Consider the following 23,890-nt stretch of genomic DNA (forward strand, 5'->3'; position numbering starts at 1 on the left):
ATTTACTTAGGGAAATTTAATTATGAAAGCACTAGTTCTTTCTGGGGGTAAGGGTACTCGCTTACGTCCATTAACCCATACATTACCCAAACAATTACTTCCAGTTGCAGCAAAACCTATTCTTTATTTTGTTATGGATCAAATCAAAGAAGCTGGTATTTCTGAAGTTGGCGTAATTATCGCACCTGAAACTGGGGATATGATCCGCGAATCTTTACAAGAAAATCCTTGGCAACATAAATTTACTTTTATTATGCAAGATAAACCTGCTGGACTTGCTCATGCAGTAAGAATTGCTCAAGATTTTCTTGGCAATAGCTCTTTTTTAATGTACTTAGGAGATAATTTAATTGGAGATTCTGTTAAAGGCTTTGTAGATACTTTTGTTAAAGAAGACCTGGACGCAATTATTTTACTTAAGAAAGTTCCAGATCCACGCGCTTTTGGCGTTGCTGTTGTAGATGATAGCGGTAGAGTCCTAAGATTGATTGAAAAACCTAAAAAACCGCCTTCGGACTTAGCCCTAGTTGGCGTTTATCTCTTTAACCCAACAATTCATAAAATTATTGAAGATCTAAAACCTTCTGCTCGTGGAGAGCTAGAAATTACTGATGCAATCCAAAATCTAGTTACTGCTGAAGGTAAAGTAAAAGCTCATTTTTTAGAAAAATGGTGGCTAGATACCGGTAAAAAAGATGATATCATCGAAGCTAATCGAATGGTTTTAGATGAATTTACTGAGCGAGATATTCGAGGTAGTGTAGATAATAATTCTAATATTGCTGGTCGGGTTTTTATTGATTCTAGCTCTATTGTAGAGAATAGCGTTATTCGAGGCCCTTCTAAAATTTGTAAAAATGTAGTAATTAGAAATGCTTATGTTGGCCCATACACTAGCATTAGTGATGGCTGCCATATAGAAAATTCTGCTGTAGAATGTTCCGTAATCCTAGAAGATAGCAAAATTATTGCTGTTGAACATTTAGACGAGTCTTTAATTGGTAAACAATCTATAGTTACTAAACATAAGGGAATAAAAAAGTCTTTACGCTTAATGGTAGGAGATGATGCTATTGTAGAATTACCTTAAAATATCAAATAATATTTATTTTACAATAAGTTAGGAGCAATAATTTTTTATGGCTTTTACTCTAACAAAAATGGCAATCCCAGAAGTGTTGCTTTTAATTCCAAAGATCTATCCTGACAGCCGAGGTTTTTTCCTAGAAAGCTATAACAAAAAAGAATTTGCTGAATTAGGAATTTTGATAGATTTTGTCCAAGATAATTTTTCTCGCTCCTTCAAAGGTGTTTTACGAGGTCTTCATTACCAAGCTGACCCAATGGCACAAGGAAAGCTAGTTCGCTGTGTAAGAGGTGAAATCTTTGATGTTGCCGTAGATATTCGTAAGGGTTCGCCTAGTTATGGTAAATGGGTTAGTGCAAATCTTTCAGAAGAAAATCAACATCAATTTTATGTTCCACCAGGTTTTGCACATGGGTTTTGTGTCCTAAGTGATATAGCTGATGTTATTTATAAAGCAACTAACTTTTATGCTCCTAGTTTAGACAGGGGAGTTCTTTGGTCTGATAAAACTATTAATATTGATTGGCCTGTAGACAGTCCAATTTTATCTGAAAAAGACAATAACTTACCAAATTTAGCTGATGCTCTTGATCAGTTCACTTATTAGTAATTACTGATTATGTCAGATCACTTACAAGAAGAAATAAAAGAAACCATTAGTTCAGCCGAAGAACGCTTTGAAACGCTACGAAAATTTGCAGGTTGGATTATTGCTCCAATAGTTTTTTTTATTTTATGGTTTCTTCCTTTACCTTCACTTAGTCCAGTAGCCCATAAACTAGCAGCTTTAATGGGTCTTGTAGGTACTTTATGGATTACTGAAGCCTTGCCTTTAGCCGTAACAGGGTTGCTTGCCCCAACCTTGGTTATTTTGTTAGGAATTGCACCAGCCAAGGAAGCTTTTAATGCTTTTGCTGACCCAATAATGTTTTTATTTTTGGGTGCTTTTATTACAACTAAAGCAATATGTATTCATGGTTTAGATCGTCGTTTTGCTTATCTTGTTTTGTCAAACCCTTTAATTGCTGAACGTCCTAGCCGAATTTTATTTGCTTATGGTGGAGTTTGTTGCCTAATTTCAATGTGGATTTCTAACACTGCTACGGCTGCAATGATGTTTCCTATTGGACTAGCAATTATTCGTACATTACAAAACCTTAAAGGTGATCTTGTAGGTAAGGCTTACCCATGCGCTATTATGCTAATTTGCGCTTTTGGTGCTTCTATTGGTGGGCTTAGCTACTCCTGTTGGCACACCAACAAATTTAATAGGTTTAGGGTTTATTGAAAAACAATTGCTAAGACGAATTTCTTTTTTTGAATGGATGACATTTGCTGTTCCAATAGTAATTGTCATGTATTTGCTACTGTTTTTTTACTTAAACTTTCTTTGTCCAACTCCAGTAAAAAAACTTGAAGGTGTTAGAGAAAAATTTTTAGCTGAAAAAAATAAATTAGGCAAACTTACTAGAGGCGAGTTTAACGTAATAATTGCTTTTTCGGTTACTGTGCTGCTTTGGATTATGCCAGGAATACTTTCTTTAACTATTGGAGATGGACATAGCTTTACAAAAACTTTTATAGCACATGTTCCTGAAAGCGTTGCTGCACTTACTGGTGCTTGTCTTCTTTTTTTGCTTCCCATAAATTGGAAAAAACAAGAATTTACCATCAATGTTAAACAAGCTTTAGAAATTGATTGGGCAGTAATGGCACTTTACGGGGGAGGGATACTTTTAGGACAACTAGCTTTTTCCACTAAATTGGCTGAATCTATTGGAACATATTTAAGTAGTTTTATACCAAGTTCAGGTTCAGGGTTAATTGCTAGCGTCTCAATAGTGGCGATTTTAGTTTCTGAGCTAACTTCTAATGTTTCTTCTGCTAATATGGTTGTTCCTGTAGTAATTGCTATTGCTGGTGCTAATGGATTTCAAGCCGCAATAGCCGCTTCTATGGCCTCTTCCTTGGGTTTTATGCTACCTATTTCTACCCCAACAAATGCAATAGTTTATAGTTCAGGTTATATTTCTATAACAAATATGGTGAAATATGGCGTTTTGCTAGATATTCTAGGCTTTCTTGTAATTGTGATAGGTAGTAAGCTACTTATTCCTAATTAAGTTATTTGTTTTAAGGATTATGAAAAATGAAAAGTATTTATCTTGACTACAATGCTACTTCTCCGCTTGATCCAGAAGTTTTGGAAGTAATGCTTCCATACTTAACAGAAAATTTTGCTAACTCACTTAGTTTTCATAGCTTTGGACAACGTGCTGCACAAGGGTTAAATCAAGCTCGAAATGAAGTTGCAGCTTTAATTAATTGTCAGCCAAGCGAAATAATTTTTACTGGTGGAGGAACAGAAAGCAATAATTCAATAATTCGAGGTGTTGCAAAATCTCGTGCTAGCCTAGGTAATCATATTATTACTAGCCAAATTGAACATCCTTCTATCATTAAATGTTGTCAAGAATTAGCTTTGTTAGGATTTGAAACAACTTTTCTACCTGTTAATCATTTTGGTCAAATTGATATTAATGAGCTAGAAAAAGCCATTACTCCAAAAACAATTTTAATTAGCATAATGCACGCTAATAATGAAGTAGGGACAGTCCAACCTATTGCAGAGATTGGACGTTTAGCACGTCAAAAAAACATTTATTTTCATACAGATACAGCACAATCAATTAGTAAGCTACCAGTAGATGTGCAAGCAATGAATATTGACTTACTGACTATAGCAGCACATAAGTTTTATGGGCCAAAAGGCGTTGGGGCTTTATTTGTACGGGAGGGCGTAGAAGTTGCACCGTATATGCTAGGTGCTGGTCATGAAAATGGACGACGTGCAGGAACAGTTAATGTTGCTGGTGCTGTTGGGCTGGGTAAAGCTTGTCAAATAGCAAAAAACAGCAGCACAATTGCTAGTGTAAAAGAAAAACGAGATAAATTTCATCAGTTAATTATTGAATCACTAAAAAATATTAAATTAAATGGTCATCCTACAGAGCGATTACCAAATACACTTAATTTAAGTTTTCCTGGGCAAGATGGACAAAAGCTTTTACTAGCAACTGAAATAGCAGCCTCACTTGGGGCCGCTTGTCATACTAGTTCAAGGCAGCCTTCAGCCGTGCTAAGTGCAATGGGCGTTAGTGCAGAAGACTCGCTTGGAGCAATTCGCTTTAGTTTTGGTAAATTTACTAGTATGGAAGATGTAATTGAAGCCGCAGAGCGAATAATTAATGCTTGTAAAAGCTAAAAGCCTACTCTAACGCTCTTTGTCTATTAGGATTTTTTTGTGGTTCAGAAGGTTCTGAATAATTTGTTTGGATTGGGTCAAATGGTAAAGCGGGTTTTTGTTCTGCTAAAAAGCTAGAAAATAAATAAATACTGTTTCCTTCATCTGTAAATTGAAGATTTGCTACACCTTGAGCCGCAAATTTATCTAAAATGGCTTGGCTATCTTCAATAGATAGATTGCAACGAAGCGCAACTTCTGCAACTGTAAGCTTGCCTTTAGCAGTTTTTGCAAGAGCTAATATTATTTGCTCTTGTTCAAGGTTGCTTCCACCTTTCTTAAATCCTTGTCGTGCTAGCAAAATCCCACAAAAACTTGTTCCTGAAAAAAATACTAACAAACCTAATAAAACACCTACACTAGTACCTGTTTTGCTTCCAAAAATTAAGTCTCCAATCGCAGCAAAAACAAAAAACAAGCTAAATAATGTAACTAGCACACCAAATAAACCTATTAATTTCTTTCCCATACTTTAGACCTAATTTTTGTAAGATTATGTAAATCTATGATATAGAAAACTAAAAACTATTGCTAGAAGTTTGTTAGTTAATAATGCTAAACCAGTAAGTTAAATATAATGAAGGAATTATTTTTTTAATGAGTTAAAAATTTCGGAGATATGAGAAAGTTTTTGGCTTTCACAGTATGAAAGAAGCCCATCTATGATTTTTATTGATACACAAGGATCATAATAGTTAGCTGTTCCAATTTGTATTGCACAAGCTCCAGCAATAAAAAATTCTACTGCATCCATCCAATTAGCAATTCCTCCTATACCAATGATTGGTATTTTAACGACTTGAGCCACTTCATAAACCATTCTAACTGCAACAGGTTTTACTGCTGGCCCGGAAAGACCGCCTGTAACATTAGCAATTCGTGGACGACGGCTATAAACATCTATTGACATTCCTACCAAAGTATTTATTAAGGAAAGAGCGTCTGCACCTGCTCCTTCTACGGCTAAAGCTAATTCCTTAATACTAGTTACATTAGGAGAAAGCTTTACAATAACTGGACGTTTTGCTACTTGTTTTACAGCCGTTGTAACTTCTGCTGCTGCATCTGGAGAATTACCGATTACAATTCCGCCTTGTTTAACATTTGGGCAGGAAATATTTAATTCATAAGCTGAAATTCCATCACCATCATTAAGTATTTCTATTGCTTCAATATATTCTTCTAAAGAATAACCAAAAACATTAGCAATTACTTTGGTGTTATATTTTTTTAATTGTGGCAGCGTATCAGTTACAAATGCTTTAGCACCAATGTTTTGCAGTCCAATAGCATTAAGCATTCCTCCATGAGTTTCTACAATACGTGGAGGAGGATTTCCTTTCATTGGTTTAGGCGAAAGTCCTTTGCTACAAAAACCGCCTAAACGGTTTAAGTCTATTAAATCAGCAAAATCTAACCCATAACCAAACGTCCCACTAGCAGTTAAAACAGGGTTTTGAAACTTAATACCAGCAATTTCTATTTCTAGCCTGTTTAGGGAATTTGTATTAGTAGAAGGTTGAAGTTTTTCTAAATCACTCACCAAATCACCTCGCTAGCGTCAAAAACTGGCCCTTCAACGCAAACACGTTGATAGCTAGAGTCTTGCTTTGACTCAATTTCAACAACACAACCGACACAAACACCAAAACCGCAGGCCATACGAGCTTCTAAGGAAGCATAGGTTTTTAAGTTATATTTAAGGCCAATTTTTGCTGTTGTTTCCATCATAATCTCTGGCCCACAAGTATAAATTACAGAGTTAAAAGGTTTGTTTTGTTCTAAAGTTTGTTTTAAGAAATTTTCTAACGAATTTGTTACAAAACCTTTATCTCCAACCGATCCATCATCAGTAGCAATAAAAAGTTTTGCTGGTAGTTGGCTAAAGTCTTCCATACCAACTAGATCCGCTTCACTCCGCGCACCAAGAAAAATAGTTGTTTCAATTTTTTCTTTGCATAATTCTTGAGCCAACATCAAAACGGCGGGCGTTCCTACACCGCCAGCAACAATTATTGCATTTTGAATAGTTTTAGCAGGCAAAACAGAAAAATTTTTTCCAAGTGGGCCAAGAAATTCTACTTTATCGCCAACATGCATTTGAGCTAAAACTTGTGTACCTCGACCAAGGATATTAAAAATAAAATCTACAAAAGTTTGGTTTTTTATTGTACTCACTTGATAAAAAGCCATTGCACGTCTTAGAAGTGGTTCAAATGCTCCAACAGGCTTAAGCATTGCAAATTGGCCTGGTTCAATCTTTAATTCTTTATCAATGACTAATTTTATTTGGCAATATGACCTTCCAAAATGCTTAATTTCTTTTACTCTAGCAATTGTTTCTTTCACAATAATTTTAGTTTAGAAAATCCTTTAAAAATTTAATGCTTAAAAAATAAAATCGCTAGTCTAGCATTTAGTTACATTAACAAACAAGCCAAGCTGATTTATTTTTGATAATCTATAATTAAAAACTAAGAAATATACTTAAGCTTATTAAATTATTTGTTCAAGAATAGAAGAAGTTGAATGATCTTTTGGATCGCCCACAATAGCAACTCTACCACCATAACTTTTAACAATTTCACGTTCTGGGACAGTTTCAATTGTGTAATCTGTTCCTTTAGCATGAATATCCGGCTTAAGTAATAATAGTAGCTCTGTAACTGTTGGAGTATCAAAAATTGTTACATAATCAACACAAGAAAGTGCTGCTATGATCTCTGCACGCTCATTTTCAGATGTTATAGGTCTATTACTTCCTTTAAGTTGCTGGACGATTCTATCACTATTAATTGCTACTACTAATAAATCTCCTAGAGCTTTAGCTCCATATAAATAACGAACATGGCCTACATGCAAAAGGTCAAAACAACCATTAGCAAAAACTATTGTTTTTGCTTCTACACGCGCTTTTAAGATTTTTTCTTCTAAGACATTTATTGATAGTATTTTATTTAAGTAGTTATTTATCATAGGTTTAACATTTCTAAGTCTTTTGTAATTGATGTTAATAATTCTTTTTGATAGTTACGTAAAAAGAAATGATCTCCTGCAAACATTTCTATTCTAAAATTATTTGAGGTTTCTTTTTCCCATTCCACTAAACTATCAGCATCAACAAGATGATCTTTTGTTGCGCCAAAGACTGATATAGGGCAAGTTAAAGGGTCGTTTTGTTTATAAACATAAGTTTCACAAATAGAAAAATCTGCTTTTAAGATGGGTATTAGTAATTGCATTAGTTCATCACTTTCTAAAACTGCTTTAGGTGTCCCACCATACATTTTTAACTTTTCTCTAAAATCTGCATCAGATAATATATGTAAGCCTTTATTATCAATAGTTTGAGGAGAAAAGCGAGCAGAAATAAAAAGATGTTTAGTTAATAAATTAAAATTTTTCTCTAAATGATGTGCTAGTTCAAAAGCTATCCATGCTCCCATACTATGACCAAAAAGAGCAAAAGGTAGGTCTAAATAAGGCTTTATTGCTTGTGCAACAGATGGGACTAAATCAGCCATTTGATAGAAAGGTTTTTCTAAAATACGGTTCTCTCTTGCTGGAAGTTGGATGGGACAAACTTCTAACCAATCAGGTAAATCATCTGACCAAGTGCGGAAAATACTGCTTCCACCCCCTGCATAAGGAAAACAAAATAATCTTAGTTTGGCTTTGGGTTTTGGTTTATAGCAACTAAACCATTTTGTATTGGTACTCATTAAAAACTTTAAACCTCCTATTCACTTTAATTTAGTTTAACAGCAAAAAGAAAAAGCTCAGAAGTGGAAATCTATTTTCCCAAAAACGGACACATTAAACATAGTAGCTAAATAATGCAATACTAGTTTATCCTGTTAAAGCTTATAAATAACTTATCCAAGCTTATATTGCTATAAATATTAGTTGGCATAAAATTTGTTTAATAACCTACTAAACTTATTTACAATAAAGCTTTTTTCTTAATCAATAGTTATCAAATTTATCTAAGAAAGGATCAAAGATGCGAAAGTTATGCTTGCTTTTTGCATTAATGCTGCTATTTCCTTTGTTGGCCCTAGCTCAACAAAATGACCTAACTAGGCTTTTACGCTTTCCTGATGTGCATACAGACAAAGTTGTTTTTGTTTATGCAGGAGATATTTGGATTCAGGAAGGAAACAACCCAAATGCACGGAAATTAACCTCACACTCAGGACAAGAACTTTTTCCTAAATTTTCACCTGATGGAAAGCTAATAGCTTTTTCAGCAGAATATAGCGGAACACGACAAGTTTATGTAATGAATGTTAATGGTGGTGAGCCAAAACAATTAACTTTCTATAATGATGTTGGCCCAATGCCGCCCCGAGGAGGCTATGATTACCAAATCCTAGATTGGACTCCTGATGGAAAAATGTTGTTTTTCGTGGCAATCGTCTCCCTTGGGGAGAACGTATGGGAAAACCTTTTCTTATTCCTGTAGCTGGTGGAATGGAAACCGCAATGGGAATTCCTGAAAGTGGTGGCGGAACTCTTTCACCTGATGGGACTAAATTTGCTTATACCCCAATAGAAAGAGAATATCGCACCTGGAAACGTCATCGTGGCGGACGCGCTCAAGATGTTTGGATTTATGACTTAAAAACTAATGCTACAGAGAAAATTACTAATCATATTGGTACAGATAACCAGCCTATTTGGATAGGGGATAATATTTATTATACTTCTGACAAAGAACACACACTTAATCTTTATGCTTACAATACAAAAAATAAGCAAACTCGTAAAGTGACTAATCATAATGATTATGATGTACTTTGGCCTAGTAGTTCAGATGGACAACATATTGTTTATCAATTAGGAGGCTATGTTTATAAATTTGATACTAAGACAAAAAAAACTGAGCAAGTAGCTATTAAAGCTATAGGAGATCTACCACAAACGCTTCCTTACTATAAAAATGTAAGAGATTTTATTGATAACTTTTCACTTTCTCCAAGTGGGGCTAGAGCCGTTATAACAGCTAGAGGAGATATTTTTACAGTTCCAGCCAAAGATGGAGAAATTCGCAATATTACTCTAACTCCAGGAATTAGAGAGATGGACGCTGTTTGGTCGCCTGATGGTAATTGGATAGCGTATCTTAGTGATAGATCTGGGGAGTATGAAGTTTACTTAAGAAAATCTGATGGCTCAGGTGAAGAAAAACGTATCACAACAGGCGGAGACATTTGGACATTTGCTCCTATTTGGTCACCAGATAGCAAGATGTTAGTGTTTGGAGATAAAAAACAACGTCTGCGCTATGTCAATATTGATACAGGCAAAGTAGTTGATGCGGATCGTAGTACAAATAATGATATTAATACTTATACTTGGTCGCCAGATAGCAAATGGATTGCTTACACAAAAAATGCTGATAACACTTTGTCTACAATTTGGCTACATTCAGTTGCAGAAGGAAAAAATTACCAACTAACTAGTGGATTGACAGATGATGATTTTCCAGTTTTTGATCCAAAAGGGCGATATCTTTATTTCTTGTCTAACCGAGATATTAACTTAACCTTTAGCGGACTTGAGTTTAACTATATTACTACCAATCCTACTAGGGTTTATGTTGGACTTCTTGCAAGTGATGGCCCGGCTTTACTACTTCCTACTAGCGATGAAGAAAAGCTTTCTAGTGAAAAGCCTGAGAAGGGTGAAAAAGCTGATAAGTCTACAGAAGAAAATAAAGATAAGAAAAAAAGTGAAAAAACAGATATTAAAGTTGATATAGCTGGATTTGAAAGCCGTGTTCGAGCTATTCCTGGGTCTGCTAGTAATTACCGAGGACTTACCACTAATGACAAAGGTATATTTTATCTAACAGGGCCTAACCTAAAGTTTTACAACATTGAGTCAAAAAAAGAAGAAACTATTTTAGAAGGAATCGCTGGCTATGATATTTCTGCGGATGGAAAAAAAGTAATTTTCCGTCGTGGCAGAGATTACGGTATTGTACCAGCACAAGCAGGGCAAAAACCAACAGATGGACTACTTGGACTTGATAAATTAGAAATGAAAATAGAACCTAAAGCAGAATGGCAGCAAATGTATGTTGATGCTTGGCGTGTTTGGAGGGATTGGTTTTATGACCCAAATATGCATGGTGTAGATTGGAAAAAAATGCGAGATCGCTATCAAGTAATGGTTCCTTTTATTGGTACACGCTATGACTTAGATTTTATTTTGGGTGAATTAGGAGGCGAGCTTAATGCGGGCCACGTTTATGTTAATTCAGGTGATAATCCAAATGTAGCTAGAAGAGAAGGAGGTCTTTTAGGGGCAGAAATAGTTGCTCATTCTTCAGGCTATTTTAAGATTGAAAAGATATTTCCTGGGGAAAATTGGCATGAAAATTTCCGCTCACCATTAACTGAGCCAGGAATAAAAGTAAAGACAGGAGATTTTATTCTAGCTGTAGATGGGCGTTCTAGTAAGGATGTGAAAAATTTCTATCAATTAATGGAAAATCGAGGTGATAGAGTTGTTTCTTTACTCGTCAATGATAAACCTAGTTTAGAAGGTGCGCGTGAAGAAAAGGTGCGTCCTGTAACTGAAGAAGGTAATTTACGCTATTTAGATTGGATACAATCAAGACGTGAATATGTTGAAAAACTTTCTAATGGTCGTATTGGCTACATTCATTTACCTAATACAGCAATGGAAGGCAACCGAGAGCTTTTCAAAAATTTCTTTCCACAAATTCATAAAGAAGCTTTGATTATAGATGATCGCTATAATGGAGGCGGATTTATACCTGATCGTATGATAGAGCTTTTAGACCGTCCTAAGCTAAATTATTGGGCGCGACGTGGAGTTACACCAGCAGGTGCGCCTAATGCAAGTCATGATGGGCCAAAAGCAATGTTAACTAATGGTTATTCATCTTCTGGTGGTGATGCGCTACCTTATTATTTCCGTAAACGTCAGCTTGGAAAAGTTATTGGAACTAGAACTTGGGGTGGTTTAATTGGTATTACTGCTAATCCACAACTTGTTGATAACGGTTCTGTTAGCGCACCATCGTTTCGTATTTTTTAGTACGGATGGACAATGGGTAGTAGAAAATGAAGGTGTTTCGCCAGATATTGAAGTTTTAGACCGCGCAGATCTAATTAACAAAGGACAAGATCCTAGTTTAGAAAAAGCTGTTGAAGTTCTTTTAGAAGAGTTAAAGAAAACTCCTGCACTACGTCCTAAACAACCTGCCTATATTGATGAATCTAAATAGTTTAATTAAATAATAAGGATAGAAGAATTTAAAAACTCTCTATCCTTATTATTTTTACTAATGGATTTTCCATCCACTAATTTACTAAACTAAAGACTCTTAATCTAAGTAAAAAATTAGTCTGTTAAAGTTATTATTTAATTTTGTGGAGCTAGCTTATTGACTAATACACATTTAAGTTTTAAGCTATGCTGAAATATAAAAATAAAAACTACTAGAACTAAAGAGATATTATTATGAATGGTGAAAACATTTCTAATAATAAAGTGATATACCAAATAAGCTTAAACAGTAGAAGTTTAGGTTTAGTTAACCCTTATTTGTTTATAGAAAAACTTCGAGATGAAATTTATGCTAGTTTTCCTAGTGTTAAAATAAGGATTATTTATCACACTAAAGGTAAAGGACAATCTCTAATTCAATTAAAATGTTTTGTTTCCTTTCAACTCTCACAATCTCAAGCAGATAATATTCAAGAAGAAATTAGTTTTATTGCTACCAACTTACAAAAAGAACTAAGTAATAGAATTGAAGAAGCCAAGCGTTCTGTTGCTTAATCGCTAAATTCTAATCCTCAATCTAATTTGTATATTCACCAACTTTTAACTTTCTGGAGAAAGTGTCTTTTTTGGTCTTAGCTTGAATGATTCTGACAACTTTGACAAGAATGCCAGTTTTGACATTTAGTAATCTGCCAGAACTGGCAGAATTTCTAGTTTAAGGCTAAAAAGTAACTAAAATATTTTTTTGCTGCTATCTATAAATCTTTATTATTCAGTAAATAAGCTAAAATATTATTTTCTTAGATTTTTAATTTCCTCTTTGGAACAAGCCTTGCCATTACTCTTGGTCAGAAAGACACACTAAATCAAAAATTAAAAATTTAAGGAGATTACAACAATGGCTATCAACAATATTTCAACAAACAACAATCAAGGAATCAACACTCAATCAATTAACCAACGAAACACTTTTGACCCAAATAGTAAACAAGAATTAGCTCCAAAAGGCAATTTAGCTGGTATCCCAGTAAGTAAAGCTAACGAAAACTTAAAACCAACCAATGAATCAATTGATAGATTTGGTAATACACAAAACTGCTATCCAAATCAAATGGATAAACCAATGATGAGAAATTATCCACAAATGGAAAGTCCAACAATGAAAGATAGTCCAAATTCAATGATGAAGATGAATGATATGTCTAAAACAACTGGTGCTGATGCTGCGGATAAAACTAAAAATAAAGGCAATGAAAAATTAGATAAGGCTTTAGAAGGATTAAACAGTGCTTTAGAAGCCATCAATGGGCTAGTCAAAAACCAAGGTGAGTTAATCGGCGCAATCAAAGATTTAGTTAGCCAATTAACAGGTGCTGGTAAAAATGATGGTGCGAAACCTGCTGACCCAGGCCAAATGAAAGATTCCGGTCAAATGAAGGGAATGGAAGGAATGCAAGGTAGTGGTGGGGCAAATCAAGGTGGTATTAATGAAATATTAAATCAATTAGTTGGACTATTAGAAAAACTACTAGAATTGCTTAAGTCTTCTAAAGGTGGCGGCCAACCTGATGCCGGTAAAGGAACCGACCCAGCTAAAGGAACTGACCCAGCTAAAGGAACCGACCCAACAAAAGGAACCGACCCAGCTAAAGGAACTGACCCAAGTAAAGGTGTTGGTGGTCAAGACAAACAAATCGGTGAAATTATTCAAGCTTTAGAGAAAATTATTGAGCAACTTAAGCAATTACAAGGTCAAGGTAAAGATGGTGGTGATGTATCAAAAACACAAGCTCAAGATACTTTAGCAGCTAAAATGTCAACAATGAGAGTTTAACTTCCTCGCAAATCTCTCCTCTCATAACCTCTCACTCAGTAAAAGCACAAATTCTAACAGGTGATTAATCTCACCTGTTATTTTTTTTTGATAAGTAAATTTTTAATAGAATAAAGTAGTAAATATTAGTTAGTATTTATTACTTTATTCTATTTTGAGAGATTTTAATTAGTTAGCATTAGTTGCGGGACGAGTAGTTTTTTTGACTTCCTTAAAATCTTCTTGAGGTTCTTCTGGGAAGAGTCTATCAATTATAGGAATATTTAAGGCTTTGCGTACTTCTTGATTGATTCGTTCACATAGTTCTGGGTTTTGTTGTAATGAGTTCTTTACATTATCACGGCCTTGACCCAAACGTTCACCTTTATAAGAGAACCATGCGCCACTTTTATCAACAATTTTATTTTCTACAGCTAAATCTAAAATATCACCTGCGCGGGAAATACCTTGACCATACATAATATCAAACTCTGTTTCCTTAAATGGAGGAGCAACTTTGTTTTTTACAACTTTGACACGAGTACGATTACCTACGATATTTTCCCCGTCTTTAATTGGGCCAACTCTACGAATTTCAATACGTACAGAAGCATAGAATTTTAATGCTCGACCGCCAGTAGTTGTTTCTGGCGAGCCAAACATAACACCAATTTTTTCACGAATTTGATTAATAAAGATTAAACAAGTATTTGAGCGAGATACAGCAGCAGTAAGTTTACGCATTGCTTGTGACATTAAGCGAGCTTGTAGTCCTGGTAAATTATCTCCCATATCTCCATCTAATTCAGCACGGGGTACAAGTGCTGCTACTGAATCAATAACTATTACATCAAATGCTCCTGAACGGCATAATTGTTCTGTAATTTCTAGGGCTTGTTCGCCGCTATCAGGTTGGGAGATAAATAATTCTTTAGTATTAACGCCCAATTTTTCAGCATATTCTGAATCCATTGCATGTTCAGCGTCTATATAAGCTGCATTTCCTCCAAGGCGTTGGGCCTCGGCTACTACATGTAATGCTAAAGTAGTTTTACCAGAACTTTCTGGCCCATAAACTTCTGTAATACGACCGCGAGGAAAACCGCCAATACCAACAGCAGCATCGATGCTTAAACAAGTAGAAGAGATTGCTAAAACATCAGAAACTTTTTTATCGCCTAAGCGCATAATAGCACCTTTACCAAATTGTTTTTCAATTTGTGCAATAGCTGCTTCTATTACTTTACTACGTTCTGTTTTAAAGTCTGCCATAATTGTTGCCTTTCATTGTTTTTATTGATTTTTGGGCGTTTTGCCAATAAATTCTTATTAATAAAGTATATAGTGAAATATAAGCAAAAGGTGTCCAAAAGTCAAGCGATAAGTGCAGAAGAAAAATTTTTATTGAGTTTGGAATGAATAGACGTAAAAATTCTTATTTTTATGTATGCAAATTAGCTAATAATACTACTAATTTGCAGGTGGTTTAGTAAGTTGGTTTTCTAGTTCTTGTTTTTTATTCTTGCGTTGTTGTTCAAGGGTATTTTCTAAATCAGTTAATTTAGTTTTTAGTTGATTAATTTGGCTTTGTATTTGTTCTTTATCATATTCTTGTTCATTGATTTTAATAGACTTACTATAAATTTGATTTCCTTTATCATCAATAGAAGTAACATCAAACAAAGGAACTGCTGCTTGAAATTGTTCTAGTTCTTTTAGCACTTTGCTACGTTCTGTTAAGGTTTCTTTTTCTCCTTCATAAGTAGCTAATTTTTCTGAAGCTTTTTTGAGGGCTTGTTCACGACGATAGCGGTCTAATTCGCCAGCAGGTAGCCCAATAATATCTAATTCTCCTTCTGGAACTTCTGTTAGTTCTGCAATTGGTAGTTTAAAGCCCCCCGTACCACGTTTTGCTTGATAACTTAGAGGAATACCTAAAATAGTACGTTTATAATCAACTCTAATGATTACTTGTTGTTGTGGAGGATCAACCGTAATATGTATGTCTTCTTTAGGAACTTCTAAACCTCTTTGTTCAATAGCAGAATTAATGCGTTTACGTAGGGTTTTTATGGTAATGTTTGAATCACCTAATACTATTCTAAGATCATCTTCTAGTAAGCGTCTTTGAGAATACTGCATAGTAAAATTAACAATAATATAAATTAATAGCGTAGCAACACAAAGTTCTATAAATCTTCTTAAAAAGCGTTGACCTGCTTGTTGTTCCTCTGAACGCTTTTCATCTACTTGAATTTGTTCTAAAGGTTGAAAGACATTAGGGTTAATTTCTTCTATTATTTGTCGAAAATTACTTATAGAACCAATATCTTGCCAAGAATTTTTACCCTGTCTTGCTCTATGAGTATGGCGTAAGCGACCAACACGAATCATTGCTTCTATATCTGCTGCTGTTTGGTTTTCATAAATAAAACCATTTATATCAATATCCCAATTTTTATCTGTTGCTAAATTAGTGGTTTGATATAAAGTTTCATTTTGGCTAGATGATTTAGTAGCAGAATTACTTGAGTTAGTAGTATCACTATCTACTTGAATAGTTTCTATTTCTGAAGAGCTTAGAGCTTTAGACTTAGCATAATTTTCTGTGACATAATTTAGCATCTCACTACCATCTAACATTACTAACGGATCTAAAGCAACATCATTGGAATTACTATTTTTGGATGGTTGGCTAGATTGAGCAGAAAGGGTTTTTTCTTCTTGACGTAAGGGTGAGGAATCTTGTTGATAAGCAATAGTGTTAGTATTTTCTTTATTTTCTAGCTTTTCTGGTATAGCTTCAATTACAACATCTGCTCCGATGGCTCTTAACTTTTCAGCATATTTAGTTGCTTCTTGTTGTGAAGAAGTCTTTTTACGCTTAATTTACGCCCTTTTAAGAGTTCTTGAGCGTTTGTTTGAGAAATTCCAAAACTACGTTGTAAGCCATCTAATAAGCGTGCGCGACCGCTTTCAGAATTATCTAATACTCCTTGAAAAACCACTCTCCATTGAGCCGGCTCGTTAGATGCTATTTTTCCCGAATTTGAAAGACCAGAAATTGCTAAAGCTGCTTCTAGTTGGCTTGCTAATTCTGAGGCACTTTGTTGACGGCGTGAAGGTTGTTTTTCTAATGCACGCATAACTACATGAGAGATTGGTTCTGGGATATTCGGATAAAGTTTATTTAGCGGTTGTGGGTCTTTGGTGACATGTTGAACAATAATTGCTGGAGCAGAAGCCGCTTGAAAAGGAACATGCCCTGCAAGCATTTCATAAGTCATTACACCTAAAGAATAAATATCCGATAAATGATCTACAGTACCTCCACTACATTGTTCAGGAGACATATAATGAGGTGTACCTAATACACTATCAGTTTTAGTAATTTGTGTTAACTGTTGTGTATCTCTAAGTTTAGCAATGCCAAAATCTAGCACTTTTGCTACTTCCTGACCATCAATAATTTCAATCATTACATTGTCAGGCTTTAAGTCTCGGTGAACAATATTAGCGCGATGTGCTGCTGCAATTCCAGCACAAATTTGTTTTGCTAAATTTACAGTTCTTTCAGCAGAGAGGCGTTTTTCACGTTCTAAAATTTTTCTTAAAGTAGGGCCATCAACATATTCCATTACTAAATAAACAATACCTGTTTCAGTTTGCCCAAAGTCTGTTACAGGAACTGCATTAGGGTGTTTAATCCGACCAGATGTTATAGCTTCTCTTTTAAATCGTTCATAACAAGTTGGATCTTCTGTCATATCACGAGAAAGCACTTTGATTGCAACTTGTTTGTTAATTGTTATATGTTGAGCAGTGTAGACAGATCCCATTCCACCGCGACCAATTCGACGTTCTATTTTATATTTATTGTCTAAGGTTAGTCCTATTAATAAATCGCTAGCAGTTTTCTTAAAAATCAATTCTTTGCCATCTTTAGGACAAACTATGCGGTTATCTTCAAATTCCTGTTTGCAGGCAGGACAAATTTTCATATTTACCTCAAGATAGAGCTATAATTTATGTGCTAGCAAGCTTTAATAAAATATTTAATAAAAATACTCTATATTATTACCAAAAACTAATTTTAAGCAGAAATCTTTGTTGTGTCTGCAATTATTTTTGTTATTTATAACATTATTGGGGTAGATAAAATCTAGTTTCAATTTGTTTATAGTTAATAATTGGTTAGTTTTTAACAAAATGATAAATAAAAATTTTGTGAGGTTGAAAATGTCTGTTACCAAAGAGCAATTTAAACAAACAATGAGTAATTGGGCAAGCGGTATTACTATTATTACTACTTGTAGAGAAGAAGGACTATTAGCTATGACAGCTAGTTCATTTACTTCTTTATCTATTGAACCACCTTTTAATACTAGTAGCAGTAAATAAAAATAGCCGCACTCATAAGCAAATACTTCAGCAAGAAGCCTTTGGAGTAATGATCTTGGCACTTGGACAAGAAGAGATTTCTAATTCTGGGGCTGGTTTTTATGGTGAAGAAGGAAATTTCTTGGTTGGAGTTGCTTATCATAAAGAAATAACAGGTGCGCCAATTTTAGATCAATGTTTAGCTTGGATGGATTGTTCTTTATATACCACTTGTGATGCAGGAGATCATACAATTTTTATTGGTAAACTAGAAGCTGTAGGATCTCAAAGCGGTGAACCTCTACTTTGGTATGGTCGAGGATATTATAAAATTAGTAAAATAGATTAATAAATAATCTAACATAATATTAATAAATAACCTAAAAAAAGAAAAAATATTATAGATAAAAATATAGAAGTATTAACACCATTAAGTAATCAAAAACACTTAAAAATAGCTTTGATAGCAACAGCTTTGTTAATGCCAATAATAGGATTAATACTTTATCAAGGCTACTCTACCAATCAACTAATAGAAATATTTGCAGGTGTTTATGGTGTAGTAGTTTTAATATTAGCCATAAACATAATGTACAAACAACTAAATAATCCAGAAAAATTGATTATTAATGAAACAGGAATTATTTATGAGTTTCTAAATATTAAATTTAGGATAGGTTGGGAAGATATTGAAACTGTTAAGTTTGATGGAAAAAAGTAATTTATATAAAGGCTAATTCACCAGAAAAAGTAGCTGCTAATTCGTTAATTTTGCAGGAAAAGGCTGTAGGCAGAACAAATTTTAATCCCTATACAAAACAACTAGTAAAGAAAACTTTTTCCTTTAAAAATCCTTGGGTAAAAAACAAAGAAGAACTAGCAAAACTCTTAAAAGAATCTAATAAGCAAAATGCTTACACAATAGCTATTCCTTTTTTAGAATCTTCAGAAATAGCAGAAAAAATTTATAATCAAATACACCAAAAACATATTAATTTTCAACCTCAATATAAATCTGCTTTTTTGTCAGCACAAACAAATGAAGCAAATGCTGATGATTTTGCTAGAGCAAAACAAAGAGAAATAAAATATGAGTAAAAACATAAAACAGTAAGTTAAATTTTATTTAAACAAATTTTTATTACTAAATGTTTATCTTCAGCATCAAATCCTAACAAGTTTATTAATTAAATACTCGAAACCAATAAATCTTTATAGTAAGATTTATTGACCCTAAAATTGCTCACAGAAAGTTTTAGTGCTAAAACTAAACAATATTTAGAAAATATCTATGGTATTTTGTAATAAAAGTGGATACTTAAAATTTATCAGCCAGATGTTGATAAGTTTTTGCGCGTTACTAGTAATAAGCTTTAGTGCTTATTCTCAACAAGGTGGGAGAACTTATACAGGGGATAGTAAAATAAAGACTCCACCTCCAACTAAACCCAATAATCCAACTAAACCCAATAACACAACTAAACCCAATAACGCAAAACCTAAGCCAACAGTAGATAAGCCTATAGAAAAATTTACTGCACCTGCTAACTTAAAAATACCAGAATTAGTTTTAATTAAATCTGGTGGTTTTATGATGGGGTCAAAAAGTTCTCGGGCTGATGAACAACCAATGCACAATGTTGAGTTAGGGGAATATGAAATTAGCAAATATGAAATTAGTAATAAGGAATTTGAAATTTTTGCTAGTGCTACTAATTATGTAACTCAACCAGAGCAAGAAAAATCTCCTGTTTGCTGGAGAGATTATTTTACTCCTGATAGAGAAAACTACCCTGTAGTTTTAGTAAGTTGGCAAGATGCAATGGCTTATTGTAAATGGCTTTCGGCTGTTACGGGAAAAACTTATCGACTTCCTACAGAGGCAGAATGGGAATATGCTGCTCGTGGAGGAACAACAAAAGCCTATTCTTGGGGTGATGAAATTGATCCAGAACAGGCAAACTATGATAGCAATGCAGAAAGAGGTTTGATTGCTGGGGTGGTGTTAGATTTTATTGAACCTGTTGATAGCTATTCTGCTAATGGATATGGATTACACAATGTTTCTGGCAATGTTGCTGAATGGTGTTATGACTGGTTTGATGCAGATTATTATAAAAACTCTCCTTCTAAAAATCCTGTTGGGCCAGAAAAAGGATTTTATAAGGCTATTAGGGGAGGAAGTTGGGTAAGTTCAGCAGATATTTGTAGAGTTAGTCGACGTAGTAATAATAGTAGTACTTTTACGGCTCCTTATCTTGGATTTCGTATAGTTAAAATAAATTAAGGTAAATCAATGGTTACTAGGGTTTTAATTGAAAATCTTAACTCAAATAGAACAGTTGCAGACATTAATAAAATGTTACAAAACTACGGGCCAATAGCCTGGATTTTTATTGAGCTTGATGTTAATACAAATATGCCTTGGGGTTACGCCTATGCTGCTTTGGTTAATGATGAAAAGGCTAGAATTTTGGTAGCTGATTCTTTAGAAACCTCCTTAGATGTGGGTAATGATAGAAGCCCTTTAAGATTACGTCGCGTTGAGTCAGGCCCAGATAGTTATACTGATAAAAGCTCAATACTTACTTGTCCAAAAGAATATGTTTTTTCTGCTAGTAGCTTAATTCTTAATGATGTTCCTGCTAAAACTACAGTTTTTTTAGATGGTATTACTAAAGCCTATGTTGAAGTAAAATCTAAATTAGAAATTACTAGCCTTTTACCAGGTAAATACAAATTAGTAGTAAAAGATGATAAAAACTTTCTTTTTCAACAAGAAATACAAATTCTACCTCTAAAAGTAACTGAACTAACTGTTGAAAAAGATAAAGACAACCAAACGTTACCTTTTAATACAATTCTTAAAAAAGAAGAGAAAAAAAATCTAATTATAAGTATTTAGTAGCATTAATAGGTATTCTTATCTTAGCGACTAGTTATTATTACTATAATGTAACTAAAACAAATAAAATAGTTGTAGACCTTCCACCACCTCCACCACCTCCAAAGGGGATGGTTTATGTGCCTGCTACAAGATTTGTTATGGGACGTAATACTAGTAAAGATCCACTAGGGTTTGAAATACCTGCTCATGCTACGGCTGTAAAACAAGAATTTTTTATTGATAAAACAGAAGTTACTAATGGGCAATATGCTGAATTTGTTACTGCAACTGGACATGAGAGTCCGCCTAATTGGAAAGCTAAATTACCATCAAAAGATATCTTAAATTTGCCTGTTACTTTTGTTAGTTGGCAAGATGCTGTTGATTATTGTCAATGGCGTACCTACAAGGATCGTCCATGTCGGCTACCGCAAGAAGTTGAATGGGAATTAGCTGCAAGAGGTTCAGATAGTTATATTTATCCTTGGGGAAATGAATGGCGTGATAAATTAGCAAATGCCAATAAAATAAATGATAAATTGTTGACTGTTGGACAAAATCCAGCTAATGCAAGCCCTTTTGGTGCTTTGGATATGGTTGGAAATGTTTGGGAGTGGGTTTATAACGATTTAGAACTCTATGAATTAAGCAAAGCACCTGCTCAACCAGGGGTTAAAGTAATTCGTGGAGGTGCATTTGATAGCGATAAAGAAGAGGCGACAGGAAGTTTTCGAGGCTTTTTAATTCCAAATAAAAGAGAGTATGACCGAACAGGTTTTCGCTGTGTTTGTGATGTTGTTAGGGGACAAAATTAAATTGTCCCCGCCTGAAAACAAAATAAAAATATTTGTATAAACTATGCAAACAAACTATTTACATAATCTTCTGGTGAGAACTCTACTAAATCATTAATCCCTTCACCAATACCAACATAACGAATAGGAATCCCTAGATCTTTAGCAATTGCTACTACAATACCACCCTTAGCAGTTCCATCTAATTTAGTTAAAACAATACCTGTAACAGGGACTGTTTTAGTAAATTGACGCGCTTGTTCTAAGCCGTTTTGACCTGTAACAGCATCTACAACTAATAAAACTTCATGAGGTGCAGAAGGAACTTCACGCGCAGCAACACGCTTCATTTTTTCTAGTTCTGCCATTAAATTAGATTTATTATGTAGTCGTCCGGCAGTATCAACAATTAAGACATCTGCATCACGGGATTTTGCTGCTGCTAAAGAATCATATAAAACTGCTGCTGGATCAGTGCCTTTTTTCTGTTGAATTAATGGGACACCAGTTCTTTCTGCCCAAATTGCTAATTGATCACTAGCTGCGGCTCTAAAAGTATCAGCAGCACAAATTAAAACTTCATTTCCTTCCGCCTTAATTCGATTAGTTAATTTACCAATAGTTGTAGTTTTACCAACTCCATTAACCCCAACAATCATCATTACATACGGGCGAACATCTAGATTAACTTCTGCCTCTGATTTTATGCCTCTGGTTTTAGTACCTTTAAGAATTTCTAATAGATTATCCTTAACGATTCTTTTTAGTTCATCAAAATTATTTATTTCTTTTCGGTCTATTTTTTTACGTGCATTTTCAATAATTTCGAGTGTAGTTTGTACTCCAATATCTGCTCCAATAAGTGCTTCTTCTAGGCTATCTAGCACTTCAGCATCAATAACTTTTTTACCTTTAATAACGTCTTCTAAACGCCCCATTAAATTTTCGCTAGTGCGATTAAGGGATGCCTTCCAGCGTTGAAAACGAGTTTGTTTTTCTATTTCTTCAGAAATGACTTTTGGTTGTGTTGCTAGGCTTGTAGCAGTTTCACCTTCAGATTGACCCCATCCAAAACGCTGCCAAAAACTTTTCTTTTCCTGCTCTGGAACGCGAACTATCGGTGTTTGGGGAAGTTCTGTTATAGCAGGTTCGCTTATTGTTGTTGGTTGGGCTGAGTCGGCTTGTTGACCTTTAAAAAGCTTCTGAAAAAAGCCTCCCTTTTGTTCTGGACTAGTAGCAGATGTAACGGGTGTTGAATCAGAAGAAATATTTACATCAATAGCAGGTTGATCTTGTGTTGTTTGTGGACTTTGTTGAGTTTCTGCTACGGGAGCAGTTTCTTCTTGTTTTTTTGTGCGCTTCCAAAAAAGTGCCATAATTCCTCAATGATTTTTAATGTAAATCTAAGATTTTGCAAAGATTATAATATAAAAATATTATTTTCCTTGCTTAAGATTGCAACTATTTGCTTACAAACTAGGTAAAGTAAATTTTACTAGATCTTTAGCTAGCGTAATTTGACCCGTGTAAAATTTTTGACATTGGGCAATTAAATCTGTGGTCTCACACATTGGATAAAAATGACTTAAAACCAAGTGTTTAACTTTTGCTTGTTGAGCAATTTTTCCTGCAAGAGAGGGAGTTAAATGTCCCTGAATTTTTTGTTCATCTGGTGTTGAACATTCTAAAACAGCAATATCTGCCATTTCGCATAAAGAAATAATATTTTCACAATAATCTGTGTCCCCTGAATAAGTTATTGTGCCAGAAGGCGTTTCTATACGATAACCTAAAGCTGGATAGGAATGATTTACTAGTTGTGCTGTGACTTGATAGTTAGAAAAATTTACTTTAACAAGAGATTCTTTAGCGTCAAGTTCTGTAAGTTTTAGCTCATAATCTTTAGATATTAGCCAATTACCAAAAGTGTCTATTAATTTTTGATGGTGATTTTTAATTCCTATTGGGCCAACTATCTCTAAAATTTCTGAACGACTATAGCCAGGTATTCGTGAACCAAATAAAATTGCTACTAGATCACAAATATGATCAGGATGAAAATGAGAGACAAAGACTTTATTTAGACTAGTTAGGGAATGTCCTGCTTGGGCAAGTTTTCTACTTGAACCTGGCCCGCAATCAAACATTAGTTTTTCTTCTCCAACTGTAACTAAATAACTGGCTGCTCCACGATCGGCAGTAGGAACAGCCGTTCCAGAACCAAGAATTGTTAATTCTACTTTCACTAAAATATATCCTTACTAGCACTAGAGTTTTGCAAATTAAGTCTATTGTCTACAATGGCTTGACAAAAGCTAGTAGTTGCTAAAATAATTTGCCAACTTAAATTATCTGACACTTT

24 protein-coding genes and 1 pseudogene are annotated in these 23,890 nt (G+C 34.3%); 15 read left to right on the forward strand and 10 right to left on the reverse strand.

All coding sequences use genetic code 11. The features are described 5' to 3' along the window. Window positions 1-22: 22 nt before the first annotated feature. From IPK14_02015 to IPK14_02035, 5 genes are read left to right on the forward strand one after another with little or no spacing between them, the layout of a single operon-like run. Complete coding sequence (locus IPK14_02015; GenBank protein MBK7992213.1) at window positions 23-1,090, forward strand: glucose-1-phosphate thymidylyltransferase; 1,068 nt, start codon at window positions 23-25, stop codon at window positions 1,088-1,090. A 49-nt stretch (window positions 1,091-1,139) separates the two neighbouring features. Continuing rightward, window positions 1,140-1,694: a dTDP-4-dehydrorhamnose 3,5-epimerase gene (gene rfbC / locus IPK14_02020; protein MBK7992214.1), complete on the forward strand. Its 555-nt coding sequence runs from the start codon at window positions 1,140-1,142 to the stop codon at window positions 1,692-1,694. A gap of 12 nt (window positions 1,695-1,706) precedes the next feature. Continuing rightward, window positions 1,707-2,375, forward strand: a complete 669-nt coding sequence (locus IPK14_02025; protein MBK7992215.1) for an anion permease — start codon at window positions 1,707-1,709, stop codon at window positions 2,373-2,375. Beyond that, window positions 2,317-3,210: an anion permease gene (locus IPK14_02030; protein MBK7992216.1), complete on the forward strand. Its 894-nt coding sequence runs from the start codon at window positions 2,317-2,319 to the stop codon at window positions 3,208-3,210. The genes IPK14_02025 and IPK14_02030 overlap by 59 nt, the downstream gene beginning before the upstream one ends. 26 nt (window positions 3,211-3,236) lie before the next feature. Then, complete coding sequence (locus tag IPK14_02035; GenBank protein MBK7992217.1) at window positions 3,237-4,352, forward strand: cysteine desulfurase; 1,116 nt, start codon at window positions 3,237-3,239, stop codon at window positions 4,350-4,352. Between the two features lie 4 nt (window positions 4,353-4,356). Here the strand turns inward: IPK14_02035 and IPK14_02040 are convergent, their stop codons facing one another. The 5 genes from IPK14_02040 to IPK14_02060 form a co-directional block, all read right to left on the reverse strand. Beyond that, on the reverse strand, window positions 4,357-4,860 hold the full coding sequence (locus IPK14_02040) for a hypothetical protein (GenBank protein MBK7992218.1): 504 nt from the start codon (window positions 4,858-4,860) through the stop codon (window positions 4,357-4,359). Window positions 4,861-4,977: 117 nt separating this feature from the next. Beyond that, window positions 4,978-5,934, reverse strand: coding sequence for a dihydroorotate dehydrogenase (locus IPK14_02045; protein ID MBK7992219.1), 957 nt, complete (start codon window positions 5,932-5,934; stop codon window positions 4,978-4,980). Continuing rightward, on the reverse strand, window positions 5,931-6,740 hold the full coding sequence (locus tag IPK14_02050; protein ID MBK7992220.1) for a dihydroorotate dehydrogenase electron transfer subunit: 810 nt from the start codon (window positions 6,738-6,740) through the stop codon (window positions 5,931-5,933). Before IPK14_02050 ends, IPK14_02045 begins: the two co-directional genes overlap by 4 nt. Window positions 6,741-6,887: 147 nt before the next feature. Next, entirely contained in the window at window positions 6,888-7,367 is a 480-nt protein-coding gene (locus IPK14_02055) for an adenylyltransferase/cytidyltransferase family protein (protein ID MBK7992221.1), read from the reverse strand. Next, on the reverse strand, window positions 7,364-8,113 hold the full coding sequence (locus IPK14_02060) for a thioesterase (protein MBK7992222.1): 750 nt from the start codon (window positions 8,111-8,113) through the stop codon (window positions 7,364-7,366). The genes IPK14_02055 and IPK14_02060 overlap by 4 nt, the downstream gene beginning before the upstream one ends. A gap of 281 nt (window positions 8,114-8,394) precedes the next feature. On the opposite strand from IPK14_02060, the pseudogene IPK14_02065 reads away from it, so the two are divergent. From IPK14_02065 to IPK14_02075, 3 genes and pseudogenes are all read left to right on the forward strand, one after another. Beyond that, window positions 8,395-11,652, forward strand: a pseudogene (locus tag IPK14_02065) (PD40 domain-containing protein). Between the two features lie 236 nt (window positions 11,653-11,888). After that, complete coding sequence (locus tag IPK14_02070) at window positions 11,889-12,209, forward strand: hypothetical protein (GenBank protein MBK7992223.1); 321 nt, start codon at window positions 11,889-11,891, stop codon at window positions 12,207-12,209. Between the two features lie 343 nt (window positions 12,210-12,552). Beyond that, complete coding sequence (locus tag IPK14_02075; GenBank protein MBK7992224.1) at window positions 12,553-13,488, forward strand: hypothetical protein; 936 nt, start codon at window positions 12,553-12,555, stop codon at window positions 13,486-13,488. Between the two features lie 168 nt (window positions 13,489-13,656). On the opposite strand, the gene recA is transcribed toward IPK14_02075, so the two are convergent. The 3 genes from recA to IPK14_02090 form a co-directional block, all read right to left on the reverse strand. Continuing rightward, complete coding sequence (recA, locus tag IPK14_02080; protein MBK7992225.1) at window positions 13,657-14,739, reverse strand: recombinase RecA; 1,083 nt, start codon at window positions 14,737-14,739, stop codon at window positions 13,657-13,659. Between the two features lie 198 nt (window positions 14,740-14,937). After that, entirely contained in the window at window positions 14,938-16,092 is a 1,155-nt protein-coding gene (locus tag IPK14_02085) for a hypothetical protein (GenBank protein ID MBK7992226.1), read from the reverse strand. Between the two features lie 206 nt (window positions 16,093-16,298). Then, complete coding sequence (locus tag IPK14_02090; GenBank protein MBK7992227.1) at window positions 16,299-17,468, reverse strand: serine/threonine protein kinase; 1,170 nt, start codon at window positions 17,466-17,468, stop codon at window positions 16,299-16,301. A 238-nt stretch (window positions 17,469-17,706) separates the two neighbouring features. On the opposite strand from IPK14_02090, the gene IPK14_02095 reads away from it, so the two are divergent. The 7 genes from IPK14_02095 to IPK14_02125 all read left to right on the forward strand — a co-directional run bounded on the left by IPK14_02095 (window position 17,707) and on the right by IPK14_02125 (window position 21,549). After that, window positions 17,707-17,868: a flavin reductase gene (locus IPK14_02095; GenBank protein MBK7992228.1), complete on the forward strand. Its 162-nt coding sequence runs from the start codon at window positions 17,707-17,709 to the stop codon at window positions 17,866-17,868. Further along, the gene (locus IPK14_02100; GenBank protein ID MBK7992229.1) at window positions 17,834-18,196 is read left to right on the forward strand and encodes a flavin reductase family protein; all 363 of its coding nucleotides are present in this window, start codon (window positions 17,834-17,836) and stop codon (window positions 18,194-18,196) included. The genes IPK14_02095 and IPK14_02100 overlap by 35 nt, the downstream gene beginning before the upstream one ends. A gap of 132 nt (window positions 18,197-18,328) precedes the next feature. Further along, window positions 18,329-18,568, forward strand: a complete 240-nt coding sequence (locus IPK14_02105) for a hypothetical protein (GenBank protein MBK7992230.1) — start codon at window positions 18,329-18,331, stop codon at window positions 18,566-18,568. Between the two features lie 50 nt (window positions 18,569-18,618). After that, a complete protein-coding gene (locus IPK14_02110) occupies window positions 18,619-18,945 on the forward strand; it encodes a hypothetical protein (protein ID MBK7992231.1) in 327 nt (108 codons plus the stop codon). A 193-nt stretch (window positions 18,946-19,138) separates the two neighbouring features. Continuing rightward, window positions 19,139-20,134, forward strand: a complete 996-nt coding sequence (locus IPK14_02115) for a formylglycine-generating enzyme family protein (GenBank protein MBK7992232.1) — start codon at window positions 19,139-19,141, stop codon at window positions 20,132-20,134. A gap of 9 nt (window positions 20,135-20,143) precedes the next feature. Next, window positions 20,144-20,752 carry a hypothetical protein gene (locus IPK14_02120; protein ID MBK7992233.1) on the forward strand — a complete coding sequence of 203 codons (609 nt, stop codon included), beginning with the start codon at window positions 20,144-20,146 and terminating at the stop codon, window positions 20,750-20,752. Window positions 20,753-20,871: 119 nt separating this feature from the next. Continuing rightward, window positions 20,872-21,549 (forward strand): SUMF1/EgtB/PvdO family nonheme iron enzyme, encoded by a 678-nt coding sequence (locus tag IPK14_02125; GenBank protein MBK7992234.1) that lies wholly within the window; start codon window positions 20,872-20,874, stop codon window positions 21,547-21,549. A gap of 41 nt (window positions 21,550-21,590) precedes the next feature. Here IPK14_02125 and ftsY read toward each other — a convergent pair whose 3' ends face one another. After that, the gene (gene ftsY / locus IPK14_02130) at window positions 21,591-22,904 is read right to left on the reverse strand and encodes a signal recognition particle-docking protein FtsY (GenBank protein ID MBK7992235.1); all 1,314 of its coding nucleotides are present in this window, start codon (window positions 22,902-22,904) and stop codon (window positions 21,591-21,593) included. Between the two features lie 93 nt (window positions 22,905-22,997). Next, window positions 22,998-23,774, reverse strand: coding sequence for an MBL fold metallo-hydrolase (locus tag IPK14_02135; protein ID MBK7992236.1), 777 nt, complete (start codon window positions 23,772-23,774; stop codon window positions 22,998-23,000). Between the last annotated feature and the right edge of the window lie 116 nt (window positions 23,775-23,890).

It is taken from the genome of Blastocatellia bacterium (assembly GCA_016713405.1).
GTDB lineage: Bacteria > Acidobacteriota > Blastocatellia > Chloracidobacteriales > JADJPF01 > JADJPF01.

Coding starts and splice junctions, on each gene's coding strand:
- rfbC (MBK7992214.1), top strand. CDS start 1,140: ATGGCTTTTACTCTAACAAAAATGGCAATCCCAGAAGTGTTGCTTTTA.
- IPK14_02015 (MBK7992213.1), top strand. CDS start 23: ATGAAAGCACTAGTTCTTTCTGGGGGTAAGGGTACTCGCTTACGTCCA.
- IPK14_02090 (MBK7992227.1), bottom strand. CDS start 17,468: ATGAAAATTTGTCCTGCCTGCAAACAGGAATTTGAAGATAACCGCATA.
- recA (MBK7992225.1), bottom strand. CDS start 14,739: ATGGCAGACTTTAAAACAGAACGTAGTAAAGTAATAGAAGCAGCTATT.
- IPK14_02105 (MBK7992230.1), top strand. CDS start 18,329: ATGCCAATAATAGGATTAATACTTTATCAAGGCTACTCTACCAATCAA.
- ftsY (MBK7992235.1), bottom strand. CDS start 22,904: ATGGCACTTTTTTGGAAGCGCACAAAAAAACAAGAAGAAACTGCTCCC.
- IPK14_02025 (MBK7992215.1), top strand. CDS start 1,707: ATGTCAGATCACTTACAAGAAGAAATAAAAGAAACCATTAGTTCAGCC.
- IPK14_02085 (MBK7992226.1), bottom strand. CDS start 16,092: ATGCTAAATTATGTCACAGAAAATTATGCTAAGTCTAAAGCTCTAAGC.
- IPK14_02070 (MBK7992223.1), top strand. CDS start 11,889: ATGAATGGTGAAAACATTTCTAATAATAAAGTGATATACCAAATAAGC.
- IPK14_02115 (MBK7992232.1), top strand. CDS start 19,139: ATGGTATTTTGTAATAAAAGTGGATACTTAAAATTTATCAGCCAGATG.
- IPK14_02120 (MBK7992233.1), top strand. CDS start 20,144: ATGGTTACTAGGGTTTTAATTGAAAATCTTAACTCAAATAGAACAGTT.
- IPK14_02075 (MBK7992224.1), top strand. CDS start 12,553: ATGGCTATCAACAATATTTCAACAAACAACAATCAAGGAATCAACACT.
- IPK14_02095 (MBK7992228.1), top strand. CDS start 17,707: ATGTCTGTTACCAAAGAGCAATTTAAACAAACAATGAGTAATTGGGCA.
- IPK14_02060 (MBK7992222.1), bottom strand. CDS start 8,113: ATGAGTACCAATACAAAATGGTTTAGTTGCTATAAACCAAAACCCAAA.
- IPK14_02055 (MBK7992221.1), bottom strand. CDS start 7,367: ATGATAAATAACTACTTAAATAAAATACTATCAATAAATGTCTTAGAA.
- IPK14_02040 (MBK7992218.1), bottom strand. CDS start 4,860: ATGGGAAAGAAATTAATAGGTTTATTTGGTGTGCTAGTTACATTATTT.
- IPK14_02035 (MBK7992217.1), top strand. CDS start 3,237: ATGAAAAGTATTTATCTTGACTACAATGCTACTTCTCCGCTTGATCCA.